This window comes from Lysobacterales bacterium (assembly GCA_016703225.1).
Lineage (GTDB): Bacteria > Pseudomonadota > Gammaproteobacteria > Xanthomonadales > Ahniellaceae > JADKHK01.
This window is the reverse complement of the sequence record JADJCM010000002.1, coordinates 835,177-857,687: the sequence shown is the minus strand read 5'-3', so window position 1 is coordinate 857,687 and position 22,511 is coordinate 835,177. Positions and strand designations below refer to the sequence as shown.

Annotated in this window: 24 protein-coding genes; 16 read left to right on the top strand and 8 right to left on the bottom strand. The window is 65.7% G+C overall.

Features of this window, described 5'->3' with window-relative positions; genetic code table 11:
• Window positions 1-2 precede the first annotated feature (2 nt).
• From IPG63_12695 to surE, 3 genes are read right to left on the bottom strand one after another with little or no spacing between them, the layout of a single operon-like run.
• The gene (locus IPG63_12695) at window positions 3-590 is read right to left on the bottom strand and encodes a DedA family protein (GenBank protein MBK6728098.1); all 588 of its coding nucleotides are present in this window, start codon (window positions 588-590) and stop codon (window positions 3-5) included.
• Complete coding sequence (locus tag IPG63_12690; GenBank protein ID MBK6728097.1) at window positions 590-1,249, bottom strand: protein-L-isoaspartate(D-aspartate) O-methyltransferase; 660 nt, start codon at window positions 1,247-1,249, stop codon at window positions 590-592. Before IPG63_12690 ends, IPG63_12695 begins: the two co-directional genes overlap by 1 nt.
• A 2-nt stretch (window positions 1,250-1,251) precedes the next feature.
• Window positions 1,252-2,031 (bottom strand): 5'/3'-nucleotidase SurE, encoded by a 780-nt coding sequence (gene surE / locus IPG63_12685; GenBank protein MBK6728096.1) that lies wholly within the window; start codon window positions 2,029-2,031, stop codon window positions 1,252-1,254.
• Between the two features lie 108 nt (window positions 2,032-2,139).
• Between surE and IPG63_12680 the strand changes: the two genes are divergently transcribed.
• Genes IPG63_12680 through IPG63_12670 form a run of 3 tightly spaced genes read left to right on the top strand, consistent with a single transcriptional unit; the run spans window position 2,140 to window position 3,745 of the window.
• Window positions 2,140-2,718 carry a Smr/MutS family protein gene (locus IPG63_12680; protein ID MBK6728095.1) on the top strand — a complete coding sequence of 193 codons (579 nt, stop codon included), beginning with the start codon at window positions 2,140-2,142 and terminating at the stop codon, window positions 2,716-2,718.
• 47 nt (window positions 2,719-2,765) lie between these two features.
• On the top strand, window positions 2,766-2,948 hold the full coding sequence (locus IPG63_12675; protein ID MBK6728094.1) for a hypothetical protein: 183 nt from the start codon (window positions 2,766-2,768) through the stop codon (window positions 2,946-2,948).
• A complete protein-coding gene (locus tag IPG63_12670; GenBank protein MBK6728093.1) occupies window positions 2,927-3,745 on the top strand; it encodes a hypothetical protein in 819 nt (272 codons plus the stop codon). Before IPG63_12675 ends, IPG63_12670 begins: the two co-directional genes overlap by 22 nt.
• Before the next feature lie 56 nt (window positions 3,746-3,801).
• On the opposite strand, the gene IPG63_12665 is transcribed toward IPG63_12670, so the two are convergent.
• Window positions 3,802-4,167 carry a helix-hairpin-helix domain-containing protein gene (locus IPG63_12665; GenBank protein MBK6728092.1) on the bottom strand — a complete coding sequence of 122 codons (366 nt, stop codon included), beginning with the start codon at window positions 4,165-4,167 and terminating at the stop codon, window positions 3,802-3,804.
• A 68-nt stretch (window positions 4,168-4,235) separates the two neighbouring features.
• On the bottom strand, window positions 4,236-5,633 hold the full coding sequence (gene ffh / locus IPG63_12660) for a signal recognition particle protein (GenBank protein ID MBK6728091.1): 1,398 nt from the start codon (window positions 5,631-5,633) through the stop codon (window positions 4,236-4,238).
• A 93-nt stretch (window positions 5,634-5,726) separates the two neighbouring features.
• On the opposite strand from ffh, the gene ccsA reads away from it, so the two are divergent.
• Both ccsA and IPG63_12650 read left to right on the top strand, forming a co-directional pair.
• Entirely contained in the window at window positions 5,727-6,521 is a 795-nt protein-coding gene (ccsA, locus tag IPG63_12655) for a cytochrome c biogenesis protein CcsA (protein MBK6728090.1), read from the top strand.
• Window positions 6,522-6,605: 84 nt separating this feature from the next.
• Window positions 6,606-6,971 carry a PilZ domain-containing protein gene (locus IPG63_12650; protein ID MBK6728089.1) on the top strand — a complete coding sequence of 122 codons (366 nt, stop codon included), beginning with the start codon at window positions 6,606-6,608 and terminating at the stop codon, window positions 6,969-6,971.
• Window positions 6,972-6,975: 4 nt separating this feature from the next.
• Here IPG63_12650 and IPG63_12645 read toward each other — a convergent pair whose 3' ends face one another.
• Window positions 6,976-7,527 (bottom strand): glutathione peroxidase, encoded by a 552-nt coding sequence (locus IPG63_12645; protein MBK6728088.1) that lies wholly within the window; start codon window positions 7,525-7,527, stop codon window positions 6,976-6,978.
• 136 nt (window positions 7,528-7,663) lie between these two features.
• Here IPG63_12645 and IPG63_12640 point away from each other — a divergent pair, with 136 nt between their 5' ends.
• Genes IPG63_12640 through IPG63_12625 form a run of 4 tightly spaced genes read left to right on the top strand, consistent with a single transcriptional unit; the run spans window position 7,664 to window position 10,090 of the window.
• Complete coding sequence (locus tag IPG63_12640) at window positions 7,664-7,903, top strand: hypothetical protein (protein MBK6728087.1); 240 nt, start codon at window positions 7,664-7,666, stop codon at window positions 7,901-7,903.
• A 2-nt stretch (window positions 7,904-7,905) separates the two neighbouring features.
• Window positions 7,906-8,277 (top strand): GntR family transcriptional regulator, encoded by a 372-nt coding sequence (locus tag IPG63_12635; GenBank protein MBK6728086.1) that lies wholly within the window; start codon window positions 7,906-7,908, stop codon window positions 8,275-8,277.
• Window positions 8,274-9,131 (top strand): ABC transporter ATP-binding protein, encoded by an 858-nt coding sequence (locus IPG63_12630; GenBank protein MBK6728085.1) that lies wholly within the window; start codon window positions 8,274-8,276, stop codon window positions 9,129-9,131. The genes IPG63_12635 and IPG63_12630 overlap by 4 nt, the downstream gene beginning before the upstream one ends.
• Window positions 9,128-10,090, top strand: coding sequence for a hypothetical protein (locus tag IPG63_12625; protein ID MBK6728084.1), 963 nt, complete (start codon window positions 9,128-9,130; stop codon window positions 10,088-10,090). Before IPG63_12630 ends, IPG63_12625 begins: the two co-directional genes overlap by 4 nt.
• A 3-nt stretch (window positions 10,091-10,093) precedes the next feature.
• Here IPG63_12625 and IPG63_12620 read toward each other — a convergent pair whose 3' ends face one another.
• Window positions 10,094-11,491 (bottom strand): class II fumarate hydratase, encoded by a 1,398-nt coding sequence (locus tag IPG63_12620; protein MBK6728083.1) that lies wholly within the window; start codon window positions 11,489-11,491, stop codon window positions 10,094-10,096.
• Between the two features lie 171 nt (window positions 11,492-11,662).
• Between IPG63_12620 and IPG63_12615 the strand changes: the two genes are divergently transcribed.
• The 4 genes from IPG63_12615 to IPG63_12600 all read left to right on the top strand — a co-directional run bounded on the left by IPG63_12615 (window position 11,663) and on the right by IPG63_12600 (window position 15,555).
• Window positions 11,663-12,100 (top strand): hypothetical protein, encoded by a 438-nt coding sequence (locus IPG63_12615; GenBank protein ID MBK6728082.1) that lies wholly within the window; start codon window positions 11,663-11,665, stop codon window positions 12,098-12,100.
• Between the two features lie 62 nt (window positions 12,101-12,162).
• Window positions 12,163-13,539, top strand: coding sequence for an adenylosuccinate lyase (gene purB / locus IPG63_12610; protein MBK6728081.1), 1,377 nt, complete (start codon window positions 12,163-12,165; stop codon window positions 13,537-13,539).
• Window positions 13,520-14,638, top strand: a complete 1,119-nt coding sequence (locus IPG63_12605; GenBank protein ID MBK6728080.1) for a hypothetical protein — start codon at window positions 13,520-13,522, stop codon at window positions 14,636-14,638. Before purB ends, IPG63_12605 begins: the two co-directional genes overlap by 20 nt.
• The gene (locus tag IPG63_12600) at window positions 14,635-15,555 is read left to right on the top strand and encodes a GNAT family N-acetyltransferase (protein MBK6728079.1); all 921 of its coding nucleotides are present in this window, start codon (window positions 14,635-14,637) and stop codon (window positions 15,553-15,555) included. Before IPG63_12605 ends, IPG63_12600 begins: the two co-directional genes overlap by 4 nt.
• 27 nt (window positions 15,556-15,582) lie before the next feature.
• Here the strand turns inward: IPG63_12600 and IPG63_12595 are convergent, their stop codons facing one another.
• Entirely contained in the window at window positions 15,583-16,353 is a 771-nt protein-coding gene (locus IPG63_12595; protein ID MBK6728078.1) for a hypothetical protein, read from the bottom strand.
• A gap of 473 nt (window positions 16,354-16,826) precedes the next feature.
• On the opposite strand from IPG63_12595, the gene IPG63_12590 reads away from it, so the two are divergent.
• From IPG63_12590 to lpdA, 3 genes are all read left to right on the top strand, one after another.
• Window positions 16,827-19,661 (top strand): 2-oxoglutarate dehydrogenase E1 component, encoded by a 2,835-nt coding sequence (locus IPG63_12590; protein ID MBK6728077.1) that lies wholly within the window; start codon window positions 16,827-16,829, stop codon window positions 19,659-19,661.
• A gap of 44 nt (window positions 19,662-19,705) precedes the next feature.
• A complete protein-coding gene (gene odhB, locus IPG63_12585) occupies window positions 19,706-20,953 on the top strand; it encodes a 2-oxoglutarate dehydrogenase complex dihydrolipoyllysine-residue succinyltransferase (protein ID MBK6728076.1) in 1,248 nt (415 codons plus the stop codon).
• A 124-nt stretch (window positions 20,954-21,077) separates the two neighbouring features.
• Complete coding sequence (lpdA, locus tag IPG63_12580; GenBank protein MBK6728075.1) at window positions 21,078-22,502, top strand: dihydrolipoyl dehydrogenase; 1,425 nt, start codon at window positions 21,078-21,080, stop codon at window positions 22,500-22,502.
• Window positions 22,503-22,511: the final 9 nt, after the last annotated feature.

Genomic DNA, 22,511 nt, shown 5'->3' with positions numbered 1-22,511 from the left:
GCTCAGCCCTTCCACACGAACAGCGCGATCATGCCGATCGCCAGCAATGCCAGCGCGGCCCAGCCCACCGGCTCGATGTAGCGATGCAACGCGCGCTCGGCACGCTCGCCGCCCAGGCGGATGGCACCCGCGACCAGATACACGCGCTTGCCGCGGCCGATCAGCACCGCGGCGACGAAGGGCAGCAGCGGCATCGACACCGTGCCCGCGGCGATCGTGAACAGTTTGAATGGCACCGGCGTGAAACCGCCGACCAGCATGATCCAGAAGCCATGCTTCTGCAGCGAATCGCGGGCCTCGTTGAAGGCGCCGTCCAGACCCCAGCTGACCAGGTGCGGCTCGACCAGCGCGATCGCGAACATGCCGAGCGCATAGCCGATGAAGGCGCCGGCGGTGGAACCGAGCAGGCTCGCCGATGCGTAGCGGAACCAGGATTTCGGGTGCGCCAGCGTCATCGGCGCCAGCATCACCTCCGGCGGCACCGGGAAGAAAATCGCCTCGATGAAACTCAGAAAGGTCAACCACGCCGGCGCGTGGCGATGTCGCGACCAGCCCAGCGTCTTCTGGTACAGCGGCTGGAACACGGCCATCAGAGCACCCCCCCGAGCAGCGGCACGAAGCTCACCGCTTCCAGCACCGACTCGTGCAGGCCGTCGGCATCGCGGGTCACGCGCACCAGTTTCTGCTCGCCGCCCTGCGGTCCAACCGGTGCGATCAGCACACCGCCGGGCGCCAGTTGTTCGGCCAGCAGCGGGTCGATGTATTCGCCGGCCGCGGTCACCACGATCGCGTCGAATGGCGCCTCTTCGGGCCAGCCGCGACGGCCGTCGTCGTGGCGGGTGCGGATGTTCTCGATGCCGAGGCTGCGAAAGTGCCGCCGCGCATTGCGCAGCAACGAACCGATGCGCTCGACCGAGAACACCTGCGACACCAGTTGCGACAGTACCGCGGCCTGGTAACCGGAGCCGGTGCCGATCTCCAGCACCTTCTTCGGGTTCGCCGCGAGCACCAGTTCGGTCATGCGCGCGACGATGTAGGGCTGCGAAATCGTCTGCCCCTGCCCGATCGGCAGTGGCGAGTTCTCGTAGGCGCGCACCTCCAGACCCTCGTCGACGAACAGGTGCCGCGACAGGTTGCGCATGACATCGAGCACGCGCGGATTCTGGATGCCGCCCGCGCGCAGGGTTTCGACCATGCGGTCGCGCGCGCGTTGCGAGGTCATGCCGAGCCCGGCCGGATCGCGCCGCACCATCATGCCTTGCGCGTCCCGATCGAACCCGACAGCGCATCGACCCAGGCGGCGACGTTTTCCAGCGCGGTGTAGCGCGTCAGATCGACTTGCAGCGGGGTGATCGAAATGAACCCGCGACGCACCGCATCGAAGTCAGTACCGGGACCTGCGTCCTGCTCGGGGCCGGCCGGACCGATCCACCAGATGTCGCGGCCGCGCGGATCGTTGGCGCGGACGCAGGGCTCGGCACGATGGCGATGGCCGAGCCGGGTCACCTCGAAACCGGCGATCTCGTCCCAGGCGCGATCCGGCACGTTGACGTTGAGGATGGTGTCCGCCGGCAGCGGGTCAGCGACCAGCTTGCGTACGATGGCGAGCGTGGCGCGCGCCGCCGTCGCGTAGTGCTGCGGATCGTGTTCGCGCGAGGCGAGCGACACCGCGACCGCCGGATGACCGAGGAAGCGCCCCTCCATCGCCGCCGCGACCGTGCCCGAATAGAGCACGTCGTCGCCCATGTTGGCCGAGGTATTGATCCCGGAGACCACGATGTCGGGCTCGTTTTCCAGCATGCCGCACAGCGCCAGATGCACGCAGTCGGTCGGGGTGCCGGCGACGCGGTAGCGCCCCGGTTCGATCTCGGTCACGCGGATCGGGCCATCGAGCGTCAGCGAATTGCTGGCACCGCTGCGATCGCGGTCGGGCGCGACCACGGTGACCTTGCCAAGTGCGCGCATCGCATCGGCGAGGATGCGGATGCCAGGCGCTTCGACGCCGTCGTCATTGCTTACCAGGACATGCATGTACGGGGAATTCTCGGAAACGGCGCATGATAGCGGAGCCGCCCGCGCACCGACGCACCGGCTGCGGCGGTTCTGCTACAAGTTCCGCCATCGCCAGCGCGCTCGCCCATGTCCAAACGCCCGCCCGACTCCCGCCGCAAGCCCGCTGCGCCCACGCCCGTCGCGGCCGATGACCGCGCGCTGTTCCTGGAAGCGATCGGCAGCGTGCGTCGCATCGAAAGTGATCGCCAGGACACGCGCGCGCCGGCGCCCGCGGCGGAGCCGGTACAGTCGCGGCGCGACGACGCGCGGGTGATGGAGGAACTGTTGCGTCCGCTGCCGAGTTCGCTCGACCCGGACGCCGCCGAACCGCTGCGCTACCTCAAGAACGGCATCGCGCCGCGCATCCTGCTCAAGCTCGGCCGCGGCCAGTACAGCGTGCGCGACGAACTCGACCTGCACCAGATGACCGCCGCCGTGGCCCGCGAGGCAATCGCGCGCTTCCTCGGCGAGTGCAAGGCACGCGATTTCCTGTGCGTGAAGATCATCCACGGCAAGGGCCTGCGCTCCAGGCACGACGGCCCGGTGCTCAAGGCCCTCACCGACCGCCTGCTGCGCCAGCGCGGCGACGTGCTCGCCTTCCGCTCGGCACGCTTCAACGACGGCGGCAGCGGTGCGGTGGTGGTGTTGCTGAAAGGGACCCGCTAAGCCCACCCCGGCGCGGCTGTGGTAATTTTCGCGGCATCGGAGTCGCCATGAAAGCCAAGCCCAAAGCCAAGCGTGTGGTGGTCAAGTCATCGGACCTTCAAAGGTCGGACGATGTCGCGCGCGAGAAAGAACTGGCTGCCTATGCCGCCGATCGATCACTGAAGATGCCCGTACTCTTGAGCCTTCGCGCGCCCGGAGTTCGCTTGAAATGGCCGGGACGAATTCGTTAAGACTCACTCAGGCGGAAGCGAGAGAAGTTCTCTCGGCCAGACTTGAGGGAATCCTCGTTGGTGGGCAAGCGCTGGCGATGTGGGCGGACTACTACGGCGTTGCGCCACCAAGTGCGTTGGCGGCCGGCCTCACCTCGGATCTCGATTTTCTGGGCACTCGCTTTGACGCGCGCCGGTCGCTCAGTAGATTGGTGAACACTTTGGACGCAGCCCCAGGCTATAGGGAGGCAACGCTTTCTGATGCCACCACCAACTCGGCGCGAATCTGGATCCATGGATTTCACGATCGACGAGATCCGATAGGAATCGATTACCTCAACGCGCTCATTGGATATTCGCGCGAGGACGAGGACAAGCTCAGATCCAACGCTGTGGAAATGACCGTCGGCGACATCACACTCAAGCTGATGCATCCCATCGACTGCTTGCTAAGTCGAGCGAGAAATGTTGAGCGGCTTCCCGAGAAGCGTGGGTCAGCCTCCATTGCCCAATGCCGACTGGCGATTGAAGTGGTGAAGGCCTACCTGTCCGAAGTCTGCCAGGGCGGTGCAGGAACTCGGCTTCGCGAGCAACTCAAGGCTGCGGAACGCATTGCGACGCTGGCCCGATCTGACGCCGGCATCTATCTCAAGACCGAGTTTGATGTCGACGTACTCGATGCTGTACCCATCGAAAGGATTGAATCACGAGAGTTCCGTGAAATCCGCTGGCCGCAGGTCCGGAAGTCCGTTGCCGAGGCCATCGAAACGCTGAAGCGTCAACGCGAGCGACGGCGCAAGCACACCAAGCCGGCCTGACTCGGAAACGACCACGCCCGCGCAAAGGCGGGCGTGTCGTCATCGCGGGAGGCGGCTTACGGCTGCGACTTGCGCGTCGGGGCGGCGACGGTCATCTGGTCGCGATTCTTCTCGACCGTCTTCAGGCCGATGCCCTTCACGTTGGCGAGTTCGTCGACCGACTTGAAGCCGCCGTGCTCGGTGCGATAGGCGACGATGGCTTCTGCCTTGGCGGCGCCGATGCCGTTCAGGGTTTCGAGTTGCGTTGCGCTCGCGGTGTTGAGGTTGATCTGCGCCGCGAAGGCAGCGAGCGAGGCCAGCGACAGGGTCAGGCCGAGGACGAGGTTCTTGATGAAGTTCATGGCGGTTTCCTTGGATGGGTTGGAGGTTGTGCCGGTGTGCTCACCGGACGGAGACCATTCTCGGCATCCGCCCCTCCCCATTCCTGCGTCTGCTTCGGAACCCAGCCTGCGCCTTCCCCGCCCGATCGCCTGCGAAATTTCGCGGGCGCTCAGCGCGGCGGCAGCATTCCACCCGGCCCCATGCCACCGGGGCCCATGCCGCCCGCGCCCATCATGCCCTTCATCTGTCGCATCAGGCCCTTGAGCCCGCCGCCGGAGAGCTTGGACATCATCTTCTCCATCTGCTGGTACTGCTTGAGCAGGCGGTTGACGTCGGCCGGCTGCGTGCCGGAACCACGCGCCACACGCACCTTGCGCGAGCCGTTGAGCAGGTCCGGGTGGCGCCGTTCCTTTCTGGTCATCGAACCGATGATCGCGATCATGCGATCGACATCGCGGTTGTTGACCTTGTCCTTCAGATTCTGCGGGATCTGGCCCATCCCCGGCAGCTTGTCCATCAGCCCGGTCAAGCCGCCCATGTTCTGCATCTGGCTGAGCTGGTCGCGCATGTCGTTCAAGTCGAACTTCTTGCCCTTGATGACCTTCTCGGCCAGCTTCTGCGCCTTCTCCTGGTCGACTTTGCGCTCGACCTCCTCGACCAGGCTGAGCACATCGCCCATGTCCAGGATGCGCGACGCGGCGCGTTCGGGATGGAAGGGTTCGAGCGCGTCGGGCTTTTCGCCGGCACCGACGAACTTGATCGGACGGCCGGTGATGTAGCGCACCGACAGGGCCGCGCCGCCGCGCGCGTCGCCGTCGGTCTTGGTCAGGATCACGCCGGTCAGCGGCAACGCGGCCGCAAACGCCTTGGCAGTATTGGCCGCATCCTGGCCGGTCATGGCATCGACCACGAACAGGGTCTCGATCGGTTGCGCGGCCTCATGCACCGCCGCGATCTCCTCCATCATCGCGTTGTCGATCGCGAGACGACCAGCCGAGTCGATGATCAGCACGTCGGCGAAGCTCTTGCGCGCATCGTCGAGCGCGCGCTGCACGATGGTGACCGCGGCCTCGCCGGTTTCGCTGGGATGGAACAGCGCATCGACTTGACCAGCCAGCGTCTTCAGCTGTTCGATCGCGGCGGGTCGATAGACGTCGCAACTCACCACCATGACCTTCTTCTTGCGCCGCTCGCGCAGGTGCTTGGCCAACTTGGCGACGGTGGTGGTCTTGCCGGCGCCCTGCAGACCGGCCATCAGGATCACCGCCGGCGCCGGGCAATTCAGGTTCAGCTCGCTGTTCTGGCTGCCCATCACCGCAGTCAATTCCTGCTGCACCACTTTCACCAGCGCCTGGCCCGGCGACAGGCTCTTCAACACATCCTGTCCGACCGCGCGCTGCTTGATGCGCTCGATCAGCGCCGAGACCACCGGCAGCGCGACGTCGGCTTCGAGCAGCGCGATGCGCACGTCGCGCATCGCCTCGCGGATGTTCTCCTCGGTCAGGCGCGCGCGACCGCGCAGTTTCTGCATCGTGGCGGAGAGACGACTGCTGAGCGACTCGAACATGTGCGCGACCGGCTGAAAAAACGGGCGCGGAGTATAGCCGCAGGCGGGTGCCGGCATTCCCGCAGCGCTGCCACGCATGCCAAACTGCGGTCCATGTCCCTGTCGCTCGCCCTGCTTGCCAGCGTGTTCTATGCGCTTGGCTCCCTTGCCGCACTGACGCCAGCCGCCCGACCCGAGCGGCTACGCCTGGTGCCCGGGCTCGGCTGCGTGGCGCTGGCTGCACATCTGCTGATGCTGTTCGCGCATGGCCGCGGTCGCAGCCTCGACCTGCATTTCTTCAACGCCCTGTCGGTCACCGCGGCGCTGTGCGTGCTGGGTCTGCTGCTGCTGATGCACTGGCAACGCCTGCAGCGACTCGCTGCCGTCGTCTTCCCGATCGCCGCAGTGGCGGTGCTGCTGGCCTTGCTGATCGACGAACGGCCGGGTGCACGTGGCATCGCCGACTGGCGCATCGCCACCCACGCCGGGCTCGCGGTGCTGGCCTTCGCGATCCTCTCGATCGCCGGCGTGGTCGCGCTGCAGCTCGGCTTGCAGGACCACGCGCTGCGCACACACCAGTTCTCGCGCATGTTCTCCGGCGCCCCTCCGCTGGTGCAGGTCGAGCAATTGCTGTTCCAGCTGATCGGCGCCGGATTCCTGGTGCTGACGCTGGCGCTGGTCACTGGCGTGCTGTTCGTCGAGGACCTGATGGCGCAGCACCTTGCACACAAGACCGTATTGTCGGTGATCGCATGGGCGGTCTTCGGCACGCTACTGTTCGGCCGCTGGCGCCAAGGCTGGCGCGGGCGACGCGCGGTGCGCCTGGTCCTGGCCGGCATCGCCTTGCTGGTGCTGGCCTACTTCGGCTCCAAGTTCGTGCTGGAACTGGTCCTGCAGCGCCGATCCTGAGGTGCGGCGCAAGCGTGAGCGGGCGCACACTTCGGTGGACTTCCTGAGCTAGACTCCGGCCTCGCCACCGCCATGACCGAGTGCATGACGAACCAAGACAACTCCGAACGTCGCCGCTTCCACCGCTTCCGTTTCGAGGGCAGCGTCAAGCTCTATTCCGACCGCGCCATGTGGGACGCCGAGCTGATCGACATCTCGCTCAAGGGTGCGCTGACCACGCGTCCGGCGGAATGGACCGGCAAGCTGAACTCGATGCATCGCATCGAACTGCGCCTCGGCGATGGCCTGAAGATCAGCATGGGCGCAAGCGCCGCGCACGCGACGTCCGACCAGATCGGCTTCCGCTGGGAGAAGATCGACCTAGACAGCTTCACCCAGCTGAAGCGACTGATCGAGCTCAACCTCGGCGACCCCGAGCGGCTGAACGCGGAGCTCTCCGCGCTCGGCTGAACCGCTACTTCGAAGCGGGCTCGGCGATCAGCTTCTCGACCAGTCCGACCAGCTCCTTGTCGTCCGGCTTGGTGCGACTGCCAAAGCTCTTCACCACCTTGCCGTTGCGATCGACCAGATACTTGTGGAAGTTCCAACCCGGAGCATCACCGGTGGCTTCACGCAGCCGCTTGTAGAGCACGCTGGCATCGTCGCCCTTGACCCGGGTCTTCTCGAACATCGGGAACTTGACGCCGTAGGTAAGGGTGCAGAACTCCTTGATCTGTTCTTCGCTGCCGGGTTCCTGGCCCATGAACTCGTTTGACGGAAAGCCGAGCACGGCAAAGCCCTGATCCGCGTATTTCGCGTGCATCGCCTCCAGTCCCTCGTACTGCGGCGTGAAGCCGCACTTGCTGGCGGTATTGACGATTAGCAGCACCTTGCCGTCGAACTTCTCGCACAGCTGCACCGATTCCTTGCCGGCCAGCGGCCGCACAGAAACGTCGAGCAAGGGACTGCAGGCCAGCGCAGTGTGGTCAACACAGAGCAGTAAGACACTGATCAGAAAGCGTTTCATCGAGGAACTCCGGTGGTTTTCGCGCACTCTAGCGGCCTGAATGCATGACTGGCGTCATGGTCCGGCCGCCGGCGCTTGACGGCTCGAATCTAGGTGTTATAGTTCACTACAACACGCCACCGCAGGAGCGGATGCCATGAGCCAGTCCTTGCTTCAATACGCGTTCCACCTGTTGCTGGCCACGGCCGCCAGCTTCGGCCCAGCCACTGACGCCGCCCGCCTGATGGCGCAGGCTGCGCCCACCTCGGCGTCCGAACCGGCTGTCGTGGCCGCGACGACCACCGCATCGCAGCGCCTGCGTCGCACCGCACGCGTCAGCCTGCGCGACCCCTACTACAGCTTCAGCCGCGGCCAGCGCTCCGGCGCCCGGAGCTGACCATGTCGATCCAGTGGAACGAAAGCGCGCCGATCTATCGTCAGCTGCGTGACTACATCAAGGCGATGATCCTCGATGAGGCACTGAAGGAAGGTGACGCTCTGCCCTCAGTGCGACAGGTCTCGGCCGACTTCCAGCTCAATCCGATCACCGTGTCCAAGGCTTACCAGGAACTGGTCGACGAGAACCTGGTGGACAAGCGCCGTGGCCTCGGCATGTACGTGAACCAGGGCGCACGCGAGGCCCTGCTGAAGAGCGAGCGCGAATATTTCCTGCGCGAAGAGTGGCCGCCATTGCGCGAACGGTTACGCCGACTCGGATTGAATCTCGCCACGCTGGCAATGAACGACAACACTGGGGAATCCAAGCAATGAGCAAGGTCATCGAAGCGCGAGGACTGCGCAAGCGATACGGCAAGACCGAGGCGGTCAAGGGCATCGACCTGAGCATCGAAGCCGGCAAGATCGTCGGCCTGATCGGCCCGAATGGCGCCGGCAAGACCAGCGTGCTGAAGGCGATGCTGGGCCTGACCGATTTCGAAGGGGAACTCGGGATCCTCGGTCGCAACCCACATACCGAGCGCCATGCGTTGATGCAAGACGTATGCTTCATCGCCGACGTTGCCGTGCTGCCACGCTGGATCCGCGTGCGCGAGGCAATCGCGTACGTCGAAGGCGTGCATCCGAAGTTCTCGCGCGCCAAGTGCGAAGCGTTCCTGGCCAAGACCAAGCTCAAGCCCGAGATGCGCGTGCGCGAGATGTCCAAGGGCATGATCGTGCAGCTGCACCTGGCGCTGGTCATGGCCATCGACGCCAAACTGCTGGTGCTCGACGAACCCACGCTCGGGCTCGACGTGCTCTATCGCAAGGATTTCTACCAGACGCTGTTGAACGACTACTTCGACCATGAGAAGACGATCATCGTCACCACCCACCAGGTCGAGGAGATCGAGCACATCCTCACCGACGTGCTGTTCATCAAGGACGGACTGATTTCGTTGTCGGCGACGATGGAGGAACTCGGCACCCGTTTCAGCGAAGTGATGGTGCCGGCCGACAAACGCGATTCCGCACTGGCGCTCAAGCCGTTGGACGAACGCCAGGTATTCGGCAAGTCGATCCTGCTCTTCGACGGCGTCGAGCGCAGCCAGCTCGAAGCGCTCGGTGAAGTGCGCACGCCCGGCCTTGCCGACATCTTCGTGGCCACGATGAAGGGAACCTACCGATGAGCATGTTCGTGACCCAACTGAAACGCGAATTCTGGGAAAACCGCGGCGGCTTCGTCTGGGCCCCGAGCGCAGTCGCGATTGCGTTCACATCGATATTCTTGCTCGGCTTGCTGGTCGCGCAATCGCACATCGCCGATGCGCAGATCATGGGCGTGAAGCTTTCGCAACTGCGCATCAAGATGCCGGACACGGTGCTTCCGGAAATCCTCAACGGCTTCCAGATTTTCCACAGCGTCATCGGCCTGATCATGCAGATGGTGCTCGGCATCGTGCTGTTCTTCTACTTCATCGGCTCATTGTTCGACGAACGCAAGGACCGCTCGGTGCTGTTCTGGAAGTCGATGCCGGTGTCCGATCGCGACACGGTACTGTCCAAGATCGTCGCGGCGATGCTGGTCGCGCCGCTGATCGCGCTGGCGGTCACCATCGTCTTCAACCTGCTGCTGGTATTGCTGCTCGGCGCCTTCCTGTCGCTCAACGGCATCAACGCCTGGAAACTGCTGTTGTGGCAAGCGGCACCGCTGAAGGTCTGGCTGACGCTGCTCGCCGGCGTTCCGGTCAACGCGATCTGGGCGCTGCCCTCGATCGGCTGGTTGATGCTGGTCTCAAGCTGGGCGCGCGGCAAACCGTTCCTGTGGGCAGTGCTGGCGCCGCTGGTCTGCGGCGTGATGCTGACCGTGTTCGACGCCATGTCTTCGCTGAGCATTCCCGATACCTGGTACTGGAAAGAGGTGTTCTGGCGCGGACTGGCGAGCGTGTCACCGTGGTCATTCGATGTCGCCGGCGGATTCCGATTCGGCATCAACATCGACCACCGCACCCAGGCCTTCCAGCTGATCTCGCTGCAGTCCTTGCTTGCCGTGCTGACCTCGGTCAAGACCTGGATCGGCGCGGTCGCCGGCGTGGCCATGATCGCCGGCGCCATCCACCTGCGTCGCACCCGCGAACTGACCGACTGAGCCTCAACCGCCGGCCGCGACACCAATCGACCCGCCACGCGTGAGCGTGCGCGGGTCGAGCAGTTTCTGCAGCCGGGCGCGCGGCCAGCCAGTGTCCTCGGCAGCGATGTCGAGCACTGGACGGCCTTCCCGGTAGGCGCGCTTGGCGATCGCAGCGGCGCGTTCGTAGCCGATCAACGGATTCAGTGCGGTGACCAGAATGGAGTTGCGCGCAAGCGTCGAAGCGATGCGGTCTTCGTGCACGCGAAAGCCGGCAATGGACGAATCGGCGAGCAGACGCGCGGCATTCGCGAGCAGGTCGATGGCGGTGAGCAGGTTCCAGGCGATCAGCGGCAGCATCGTATTCAACTGGAAATTCCCGCTGGCCGCAGCGAAGGCGATCGCCGCGTCGCAACCGATCACCTGTGCCGCGACCATCGCCACCGCTTCCGGAATCACCGGATTGACCTTGCCGGGCATGATCGAGGAGCCCGGCTGCAGCGCCGGCAGTTCGATCTCGCCGAGACCGGCGAGTGGCCCCGAGTTCATCCAGCGCAGGTCGTTGGCGATCTTGGTCAGCGCGACCGCGGCGGTGCGCAGCACGCCGGAGAGTTCGAGCGCGGCGTCCTGGGTGGCGATGCCGTAGAAGCGGTCACGATGCGGTGCGAAGTGGATCCCGGTCTGCGCCTTCAGCGCGGCGCACACCTCGGCACCGAAGCGCTTCGGCGCGTTGATGCCGGTGCCGATCGCGGTGCCGCCGAGCGGCAGCCGCCGCAAGCGCTTCAGGGCGTCGCCCAGGCGCGCATCGACCTCGTCGATCTGCGTCGCCCAGGCACCGAGCTCCTGGTCAAAGCGCAACGGCATCGCGTCCATCAGGTGCGTGCGCCCGGTCTTGCTGACCTTCGCGAGTTCACGCGCACGCCGCCGAATGCTCTGGCGCAGATGCCGCAGTGCCGGCAGCAGGCGCTCGCTGACTTCGATCGTGGCCGCAACCTGGATGCAGGATGGGATCACGTCGTTCGAGGACTGCGCAGCGTTGACCTCATCATTGGGATGCACTGGCCGTTCCAACGCCCTCGATGCAATCCCGGCAATCACCTCGTTGGCGTTCATGTTGCTGGAGGTGCCCGATCCGGTCTGGAACACATCGACCGGGAACGCCGCATCGAATCTGCCGGCGGCGACGCGCAGCGCGGCATTGCGGATCGCGCGCGCCTTCCCCTTCGGCAGCAGCCCAAGCCCGGCGTTGGCATCGGCGCCGGCGGCCTTGATCAATCCCAGCGCACGCAGGAACGCGCGCGGCATGCGCCATCCCGAAACCGGAAAATTGGCGATCGCGCGCTGCGTCTGGATGCCCCAGGGCGCATCCGAGGGAATCGCGAGTTCACCCAGGCTGTCGCGTTCGGTTCGGGTACTGGCCATCGTCGATTCCTCCGTCCGGAGCCGATCATCGCCCCACACCTGATGCAATGCCATCGGCAGCGTCTGCCACCCGCGCCTGCGAATTTTCCGACTCGACAATGCGAACGCCGCCGATGCGCGGTGTCGAGGTGGCGCGCGATGCTCACCGCCCCGCCTGCTGGAGCCCCACCGATGCCCCGTCCCCTGCTGCTGCCTGCACTCGTCTTCGCGCTGCTCGCGCCCACGGCCCACGCCGGCAAACTATTCGTCTGCCGCGGTGCCGATGGCCGCATCAGCGTGGTCGATGGCGCCTGCCCGGGCGCGATCGAGCGGCGCGAGATCGTGGTCGCGACTGCTCCCGTCGCGCGCGCCGGAGCCGATGCAGATGCGAAGCAGATCGCGGCCTGGGCGCGGGCATCGCAGGCACGACTGCCGCCTTCGCTCGGCGGCACTGCGCGCCCGCAAGCTGCTCGCACGCGAACGCAGCGCGCACCCGATCCACAGGCGCACGCCTGCGCCACGGCGCGCGCCCATCGCACCCGACGTGAACGCGAGGACAGCTTTCACCTGGGCTTCGATGAGCGCCGCCGCCTGCTCGACGCCGAGATCGCGGCCTGCGGCCTGCACTGAGTCTTGCCGCTGCCATGGCGAGCGTCGCTAGAATCGCCGCTCTCTCTGCCGCGGATGCCCGCATGTCGCTCGATCCCCTGATTGCCCTGTCACCGCTGGATGGCCGCTACGCCGGCAAGGTGGAGCCGCTGCGCGGCGTGTTCAGCGAATACGGCCTGATCGCACGGCGCGTGCGCGTCGAGGTCGAATGGCTGATGGCGCTCGGCGACGAGCCGGCGATTCCCGAGGTGCCACGCTTCGACGCCGATGCACGCGCGGCCTTGCGTGCGATCGCGTCGAGCTTCGGTCTGGACGAAGCGGCGCGCGTCAAGGCGATCGAGGCCACCACCAACCACGACGTCAAGGCGGTCGAATACTTCCTCAAGGAACGCATGGCGAAAGAGCCTGCACTGGCGCCGCTGCGCGAATTCGTGCATTTCGCCTGCACCAGCGAAGACATCAACAACCTCGCCTACGCGCTGATGCTGAAGGACGCCCGCGATGCGGTGTTCGTGCCGCTGCTCGGGCGGCTGCGCGAACGCCTGGCAGAACTCGCGCAGCAAGCCGCGGCCAAGCCGATGCTGGCGCGCACCCACGGGCAGACCGCCTCGCCGACCACGCTCGGCAAGGAAGTCGCCAACGTGATCGCGCGCCTCAACCGCCAGTGCGAGCAGCTTTCTGCATGGCAGTCTCCGGGCAAGATCAACGGCGCGGTCGGCAATTTCAACGCGCACTTGGTCGCCTATCCGGAAGTCGACTGGCGCGCGTTCTCGCAGCGCTTCGTGACCTCGCTCGGGCTGCAGTGGAATGCCTGGACCACGCAGATCGAGCCGCACGATGGCATCGCCGAGATCAGTGACATCCTGCGCCGCATCGACACCATCCTGATCGACTTCTGCCGCGATGTCTGGGGCTACATCTCGCTCGGCTACTTCCGCCAGACGGTGAAGGCGGGCGAGGTCGGGTCATCGACGATGCCGCACAAGGTCAACCCGATCGACTTCGAGAATGCCGAGGGTAACTTCGGCATCGCCAATGCCCTGTTCGAGCACTTCGCGGCCAAGCTGCCGATCTCGCGCTGGCAGCGCGACCTCACCGACTCGACCGTGTTGCGCACGCTCGGCGTCGGCTTCGGCCACGCCCTGGTCGGCATTGATGCGCTGATGCGCGGACTGGCCAAGCTCAGCATCGACGATGCCCGCCTCGCCGCCGACCTCGATGCGAACTGGGAGGTGCTGGCCGAAGCGATCCAGACGGTGATGCGCCGCTACGGACTGCCCGAGCCCTACGAACAACTCAAGGCGCTGACCCGCGGCAAGGGCATCTCGCGCGAAAGCCTGCGCGAATTCGTCGCCGGACTCGACCTGCCGGCGGAGGTCAAGCGCAGTCTGATAGCGATGACGCCGGCCGACTACACCGGCCTCGCCAGCGAACTCGCCAATGCGATCGCGCGCGACTAATCCGCGCCCGGCCATCCAGGTCCATGCCACGGCGGACCAGCCGCTCGGCATGGCGGTCGAGAAGTTTCTCGCGAACTGGTGGCTGAAGCGGCCCTTGCTGATCCGCGGCATGGGTGGCAGCGACTTCGCCTCACCCATCACGCCCGACGATCTCGCCGGACTGGCCTGCGAGGATCTGGTCGAAGCGCATCTGCACACCGCGGTCGGACGCGAGCGGGGCCCGTTCGCCGCCGAGCGGCTGCGGGCCTTGCCGGAACATGGCTTCGCGCTTGAAGTGGCCGAGGTGGACCGCTTCGACCGCGATGTCGCCGCCGTGCTCGATCGCCTCGGCTTCCTGCCGCGCTGGCGCATCCGCGGCGTTGACGCGCGCTTCGCTGCCGCGGCGGCGCCCGCGATCAGCTACGCCGATCCCGCCGGTTGCCTGTTGCTGCAGGCCGAAGGTCGCACCCGGCTGCAGGTCGAGGAAATGCCGCCGGCCTGGCAGCAGATCGAGCTGCAGCCAAGCGATGCGCTGTATCTGCCGCCCGCAGTAGCGGCCACCGCGCAGTCGACCGCGCCCGGTCTTTGCCTGCGCATCGGCTTTGCGGCCGCGAGCGCAGGCGAGTTGATCGAAGGACTCGCCGCACAGTTCGCACGCGACGCCAGCGAACGCTATGCCGACCCCGGCCTCGCCGCGCGCCGCGATCCCACCGCGGTCGAAGCCGAGGACATGCTGCGCCTGCGCCACTGCCTGCGTGGCTGGCTGCAACTCGACGACGCCACGCTGGCGCGCCACTTCGCGCGTTTCCTCTCGACCCACGGTGCCCGCTACCTGCCGGCGCCACGACCGCGACCGCTGACGAGGGCGCAATTCCAGCAGCGACTGGCCCGTGGTGCGGGCTTGTCGCAACATCCTTTTCTGCAACCGGTGAGCACGCCGGCGCGCCGCGGTCGCCGCAGGGTCGCGCTCGCAGGACAGGAGTTCGAGACTTCGACGCGACTCGCTGCACTGCTCGCCCGACGCGAACTGCTCGCCACCCATCTCGCGCCGCTCGATGACGCGGAGCGCGCCGATCTGCTGCAATGGCTCAACCTCGGACTGATTGGATTCCTCTCATGACCCCGAACCTGCGCGTCATCGAAGCCCACTACCCCGCCGATCTCGAGCGGCTGCGCGCGGTGCGCGAGCCGGTGTTCGTGGTCGAGCAACACTGTCCGATCGAAGAAGAGTGGGACGCGCTCGACGCGACTTCGCTGCACGTGCTCGCGCTGAACGAACGCGACGAACCGGTTGCGACCGGCAGGCTCACGCCCGACCACAAGATCGGACGCATGGCCGTGCTCGCCGATTACCGTGGCAGCGGTGTCGGCGCACTGATCATGGAGCGACTGATCGAACTGGCTCGCAAGCGCGGCGATGGCGAACTGTCGCTGTCCTCGCAGACACATGCGATCCCGTTCTACGAGCGCTTCGGCTTCATCGCCGACGGCCCCGAGTATCTCGACGCCAACATCCCCCACCGCACGATGCGTCGTGCGTTGCCGGTTGCATCGCCGACCGGCGTCATCGGCTTCGACCGCGGCCTGAGCGCACGCGCCTGCGTCATCGACCTGCTGCGCACGGCGCGCCACCGCGTCGGCATCTGTTCGATGGCGCTCGATCCGGGCCTGCTCGACCACGACGCCGTGGTCGCGCTGATCAAGCGCGTGGCGATGTCCGGGCGCGGCGCGCGCGTGCAGATCCTGGTCGAGGACATCACGCCGGCGCTGCACAGCGGCCACCGCCTGCTCGACCTCGCGCAACGCCTGTCCAGCCTGATCGAAATCCGCCGCGCCGACCGCCGCAACGACCCCGAGTTCGGCCCCGCCATCGTGCTCAACGACACCGGCGGCTGGCTGCGCCGCCCCGACCCCGCCCGCTTCGACGGCGAAGCCCACCTCGCCGACCGCCCCCGCGCGCAGGAAATGTGGCGCGCCTTCGAGCGCTCCTGGGACCGCGCCCAACCGGAAACCGCGGTGCGGGCGTTGAAGCTCTGATCGCACGTACCGCTCGATCGCCAATTCTCAGCGCACGCGAAAGCCGGTCATCTCGGGGCCGTCGGGGTCGGTGATGCTGCGCTCCCCGACATCCCGCAGCGATCCGCGCCAGGCGCGAATGCGGTCGAGTTGCGTGTAGTTGGCTTCGAACGAGAACACGGTCTCGCCCGCTTCGACCAAGGCGCATCCGAACGTCCACGGATCGATGCCAACGCCGCCGGAGTCTTCTCGCGTGCGCCGGCAGCGCAAGACCGCATTGCTGAGTTCGTCCGCGTACAACAATTCCTGAGTTTGATCGTGGAAGTCGCAGCGCAACTCGCTGGTCGGAACCAAGTCCTGCGTCCACGCCCGCACCTGCGGCTGCGCCAGCTTGAACCGCCGCGCCGGGCGGCTCACGTCCTCCCGATCCACGAACACCCACTCTCCCGCGAGATTCGGCCAGCAGTTCACGTGCGGCAGATAGTCATGCCGCCCAAAACCACCGTAGCCGAAATTGAATCGCTGCAGCAGACTGAATACGGACTGCCCGTTGTGACGAAGGAGCAAGATCACGCGCCCGTCGCCGTAGAACTCTGCGGTGATTTGGCCGACGGGAGCGGACGTGAAATAGGGAACATCGTCTCCAGGCAGCAGCCCAGAAAAACCGATTGGCGGCCCGCCTGCGAGTCGAAAAAGGGAGCCAGTGATGTAGGAAGCATCCCCCGGATCGTGCCCATGTGTTCCGATCAGCATTCCCGACTGCAGCGGCCCCGAAGCCGTGAACCACTCCGCCCGCCCCGCCTCGTCGTAGCTCAGCATGACCAGCGCGACGCGATCACCCTGATGCTCGATTGCGTACGCCTGCGCCGGCCGCCCAGGATCCCAGTACAGGCCATTCTCAGGGGTTGCGGCAAAAGCGTTGGCAACGCATAAGCAACTGGCGAGCAAACCGAGTGCGAGCGAGCACGCACGCAAAGACCAACCAGCAGCGATGAAAACTTGGGTTCCGTTCATTGCATCTCCCTTTCGTTCATCCCGAACGACGCCCAGCTTGCGCGTATTCCCCCAACCGTCAAGCGGTTCGCGTCGGTCGTTGGCCCCCGAACAAGCTGCCGCAGCACGCTAATTCTGCGGACAACCACTAGGCAGCCTCACACTCTGCCCCGGAATCGCCGCCCCGAGCGGGGGCGTGCCGGCTATAATCGCCGCCCATTTGCGCGCTGCCTCAGCAATCGCACGCAAGTTTCGGAATTTCTTCATTTTTTAGCTGCGGGCGCAGCAGAGCTAAGGGCATGAGTCTTCTCGAACAATTCAGGGCCTCGTCGCAACTCGGGACCGGCAACGCCGCCTATGTGGACGAGTTGTATGAACTGTGGCTGGCGGACGCGGCCAGCGTCGATGCGGCCTGGCGTGGCTACTTCGAGTCGCTGCGCGGGCGCGAGGCCGGAGACCGGGCGCACGGACCGGTGATCGCCGGCCTTGCCGCAGCCGCGAAACAGCGCGCACCGCGGGTGGTCGTGGGCGCCAGCAACAACGAGTACGCGGAGAAGCAGGCCGCGGTGTTCAAGCTGGTCACAGCCTACCGCTCGCGCGGCCATCTCGGCGCCGATCTCGATCCGCTGGCGATGACGCCGAAGCCCGACGCCCCCGATCTGGACCTGCCCTTCCACGGGCTGGCCAACGCCGACCTCGACACCGAGTTCAGCACGCATTCGCACGCCGGCGCACCGCGCATGAAGCTGCGCGAAATCCTCTCCCGCCTCCAGGCCACGTATTCGTCGTCGATCGGCGCCGAGTTCATGCACATCAGCGATTCACAGCAGCGACGCTGGTTCTACGACCGACTCGAAGCCGCCGCCGGCCAATTCGGCTTCGACGCCGAGCGCAAGCGACGCGTGCTCGAACGCCTGACCGCGGCCGAAGGCCTGGAGCGCTACCTGCATACCAAGTACGTCGGTCAGAAGCGCTTTTCGCTCGAAGGCGGCGAGTCGCTGATCCCGCTGATCGACGGCGTGATCCAGAAGGGCGGCGCCGACGGCGTCAAGGAAATCGTCATCGGCATGGCCCATCGCGGCCGCATCAACGTGCTGATCAACACGCTTGGCAAGGCCCCGGGCCTGCTGTTCGACGAGTTCGAAGGCAAGCACGAAGTGCACACCGACCCCGCGCACAGTGGCGACGTGAAATACCACATGGGCTACTCCGCCGACGTGCGCACGCCCGGCGGCGCCGTGCACCTGGCGCTCGCGTTCAACCCCTCGCATCTGGAGATCGTCGATCCGGTCGTGGCCGGCTCGGTACGTGCGCGCCAGGCGCGCCGCAACGACGAGGCTGGCGCGCAGGTGCTGCCGATCCTGGTCCATGGCGATTCCGCATTCGCCGGCCAGGGCGTGATCATGGAACTGTTCAACATGTCGCAGGCACGCGGGTTCGCGGTCGGCGGCACGCTGCACATCGTCGTCAACAACCAGGTCGGGTTCACCACGCATCGCGCCGACGACACGCGCTCGACGCTGTATTGCACCGACGTCGCCAAGATGGTCAACGCGCCGATCATCCACGTCAACGGCGACGACCCGGAGGCTTGCCTGTTCGTCGCCGAACTGGCCTGCGACTACCGCCGCGAGTTCAAGCGCGACATCGTCATCGACCTGGTCTGCTACCGCCGCCATGGCCACAACGAGGCCGACGAGCCGGCGGCAACGCAGCCGCTGATGTACCAGAACATCCGTGCGCGCAAGACCACGCGCGAACTCTATGCCGACCGCCTGCTCGCCGATGCGGTGCTCAAGACGGAAGACGCCAAGGCGCTGGTCGATGCCTATCGCGCCAAACTCGATGCCGGCCAGTCGGTCGCCGAGTTGTCGAAACCGGACGACGGCCTGCCGCACATCGAATGGCACCACTTCCACGACGGCAAGCTCGATGATGCCGTCGGCACCGGCGTCGCTGCGGACAAGCTGAAGGCGCTGTCGGATCGAATCAACAAGGCCCCGGCGGCCTGGTCGCTGCATTCACGTGTCGCCAAGGTCTACGACGACCGCCAGAAGATGGCGAAGGGCGAGCTGCGCATGGACTGGGGCTACGCCGAAACGCTGGCCTATGCGACCCTGATCGACGAAGGCTACAAGTTGCGCGTGGTCGGCCAGGACGCCGGGCGCGGCACCTTTTTCCATCGCCATGCCGTGATCCACGACCAGAAGTCCGGCGAAGCGCACTTCCCGCTGCGCGCGCTCGCCGAGAACCCGAAGTCGGTCGCAGTGATCGACTCGTTGCTCAGCGAAGAAGCCGTGCTTGGCTTTGAATACGGCTACGCCACCGCCGATCCGCAGACGCTGGTGATCTGGGAAGGCCAGTTCGGCGACTTCGCCAATGGCGCCCAGGTGGTCATCGACCAGTTCATCTCCTCGGGCGAAGCCAAGTGGGGCCGCCTGTGCGGCTTGGTGCTGTTCCTGCCGCACGGTTACGAAGGCCAGGGCCCCGAGCATTCCTCGGCGCGTCTCGAACGTTTCCTGCAGCTGTGCGCAGCGAACAACATGCAGGTGTGCACGCCGACCACGCCGGCACAGATGTTCCACATGCTGCGCCGACAGATGGTGCGCAACGTGCGCAAGCCGCTGGTGGTGATGACGCCGAAGTCGATGTTGCGCCACAAGCTCTCGACCTCGTCGATGCAAGACCTGTCCACGGGCAGCTTCCAGCGACTGATCCCGGACAGCACGGCGAAGAATCCGTTCCTGGTCACGCGTGTCGTCGTCTGCGGCGGCAAGGTCTACTACGACCTCATCGAAGACGCCGAGAAGCGCGGGCTGAACGATGTCGCGATCGTGCGCGTCGAACAGCTGTATCCGTTCCCGCGCACCGAACTGTCGGCCGAACTGAAGCGCTTCACCTCGGCCAAGGATGTGGTCTGGTGCCAGGAAGAGCCGATGAACCAGGGTGCGTGGTACCAGATCGCCCATCATCTGCGCGCGTCGATCACCGACAAGCACAAGCTCCACTACGCCGGCCGCGTGCGCTCGCCCGCACCCGCCTGCGGCCACTTCTCGACGCATGTCGTCGAGCAGGCAGCGCTGATCGAGCAGGCCCTGGTGGCCAAGCTCAACGGCGACCATACCCACGAATAAGCACGAACACTCCCCGAATCCAACCTGCTGCTGAGGACGCAACCATGTCCATCGAAGTCAAAGTACCGGTCCTGCCCGAGTCGGTGTCCGACGCCGTCATCGCCACCTGGCACAAGAAGCCCGGCGACGCCGTGCGCCGCGACGAGAATCTCGTCGATCTCGAAACCGACAAGGTCGTGCTGGAAGTGCCGGCGCCGACCGACGGCGTGCTCAAGCAGATCCTCAAGAACACCGGTGACACCGTCGGTTCGCAGGAACTGATCGCGATCATCGAGGCGGGCGCGGTCGCCGCTGCCCCAGCCGCAGCCGCTGTTGTGGGAGCGGCCTCCGGCCGCGATACCGGCTCCGTAGGAGCGGCTTCCAGCCGCGATACCGAAAGCCTCTCGCCAGCCGGCCGCCGCGTCGCCGAAGAGAACAAGATCGATCCGGCCAACGTCGCCGGCACCGGCCGCGGTGGCCAGGTGACCAAGGAAGACCTGGTCAACTTCATGCGCAGCGGCGGTGCGACCATCCCCGTAGGAGCGGTTTCCAACCGCGATACGTCCGCACCCGTAGGAGCGGTCTCCAACCGCGATTCCGCTGCCATGGGCCCGCGCAGCGAACAGCGCGTGCCGATGACGCGCATGCGCACGCGCATTGCCGAGCGCATGATGCAGGCGAAGAACTCGATCGCGATGCTGACCTCGTTCAACGAGATCAACCTCAAGGCCGTGTCCGACCTGCGCAAGACGCATCAGGAAGCCTTCGAGAAGACGCACGGCATCAAGCTCGGCTTCATGAGCTTCTTCGTCAAGGCCGCGGCGGAAGCGCTCAAGCGCCATCCGATCGTGAATGCCTCGGTCGACGGCAATGACGTGATCTACCACGGCTACAGCGACATCTCGATCGCGGTCGCGACCGACAAGGGCCTGGTCACGCCGGTGCTGCGCGATGCCGAAACCATGGGCTTCGCCGACATCGAGAAGGCGATCGCCGGCTACGCCAAGAAGGCGCGCGAAGGCGGCCTGGCGCTGGAAGACCTGCAGGGCGGCACCTTCACCATCACCAATGGCGGAACCTTCGGCTCGCTGTTCTCGACGCCAAGCGTGAACCCGCCCCAGTCGGCGATCCTCGGCATGCACGCGATCAAGGAACGCGCCATCGTCGAGAACGGCGCCGTAGTCGCCTCACCGATGATGTACGTCGCGCTCAGCTACGACCATCGCATCATCGACGGCAAGGACGCGGTGCTGTTCCTGGTCGACATCAAGAACCAGCTCGAAAACCCGCACCGCATGCTGCTGGGTCTCTAAGCCTGCTGCGCTCCGATCCGTTCACCCTTCGACAGGCTCAGGGCGAACGGTATTCGGCAAGATTGCAACGACCGTTCGTGGTGAGCCTGTCGAACCATGAACGGTCCACATCGGAAGACTCTCAATGAGCGAACAGTTTGATGTCATCGTCATCGGCGGCGGTCCCGGCGGTTATGTCGCGGCGATCCGTGCGGCGCAACTCGGCCTGAAGACGGCCTGCGTCGACGCCTTCCTCGGCAAGGACGGCAAGCCGGCGCTCGGCGGCACCTGCCTCAACGTCGGCTGCATCCCGTCCAAGGCGATGCTCGATTCGTCCAAGCAGTTCCACAACCTGACGCACGGCTTCAAGGACCACGGCATCAGCGCCGACAACGCCACGATGGATGTCGGCGTGATGGTCGGGCGCAAGGACAAGATCGTGAAGCAGTTCACCGGCGGCATCACGATGCTGTTCAAGGGCAACAAGGTCACGCCGTTCGCCGGCTGGGGCCGTCTGCTGCCGAACCGCCAGGTCGAAGTCACCGCGCATGACGGCAGCAAGCAGGTGCTGTCGGCGACAAACGTGATCCTCGCCTCCGGATCGGTGCCGATCGAACTGCCGTTCGCGAAGTTCGACGGCAATTCCATCGTCGACAACGCCGGTGCACTCGATTTCAACGCAGTGCCCAAGCGCCTCGGCGTGATCGGCGCCGGCGTGATCGGACTCGAACTCGGTTCGGTGTGGAAGCGCCTCGGCGCCGAGGTGACCGTGGTCGAGGCCCTGCCCGACTTCCTCGCTGCCGCCGATGCCGATGTCGCCAAGCTCGCCAAGCGCGAGTTCGACAAGCAGGGTCTCAAGATCCTGCTCGGCGCGAAGTGCTCGAAGTCCGAAATCAAGAACGGCGAAGTGCACCTGACCTGGACCGACAAGGACGGCGAGAAGACCCAGGCCTTCGACAAGCTGCTGGTCGCCGTGGGCCGCCGCGCCTGCACCGAGAAGCTGCTCGCGGAAGGCACCGGCGTGAAACTCGACGATCGCGGTCGCGTGCTCGTCGACGAACACAACTGGACCGGCGTCGAAGGCGTCTGGGGCATCGGCGACTGCGTGCGCGGCCCGATGCTGGCGCACAAGGCCTCCGAAGAAGGCATCGCCGTCGCCGAGATCATCGCCGGCAAGCCCGGTCACGTGAACCTCGACACGGTGCCGTGGGTGATCTACACCGAGCCGGAAGTCAGCTGGGTCGGCAAGACCGAACAGCAGCTCAAGGCCGAAGGCGTGCCGTACAAGACCGGCTCGTTCCCGTTCGCCGCGATCGGCCGTGCCGTTGCCATGAACGAAACGGCGGGCATGGTCAAGGTCATCGCGCATGCCGAAACCGACCGCCTGCTTGGCGTGCACATGGTTGGCGCCTGCGTGTCCGAACTGATCCACGAAGCCGTGGTCGCGATGGAGTTCCGCGGTTCCGCCGAAGATCTCGCGCGCATTTGCCACGCGCATCCGACGCTGTCGGAAGCGGTGCACGAAGCCGCGCTCGCGGTCGACAAGCGCGCGATCCACAAGGCGAATTGATCACGCGGC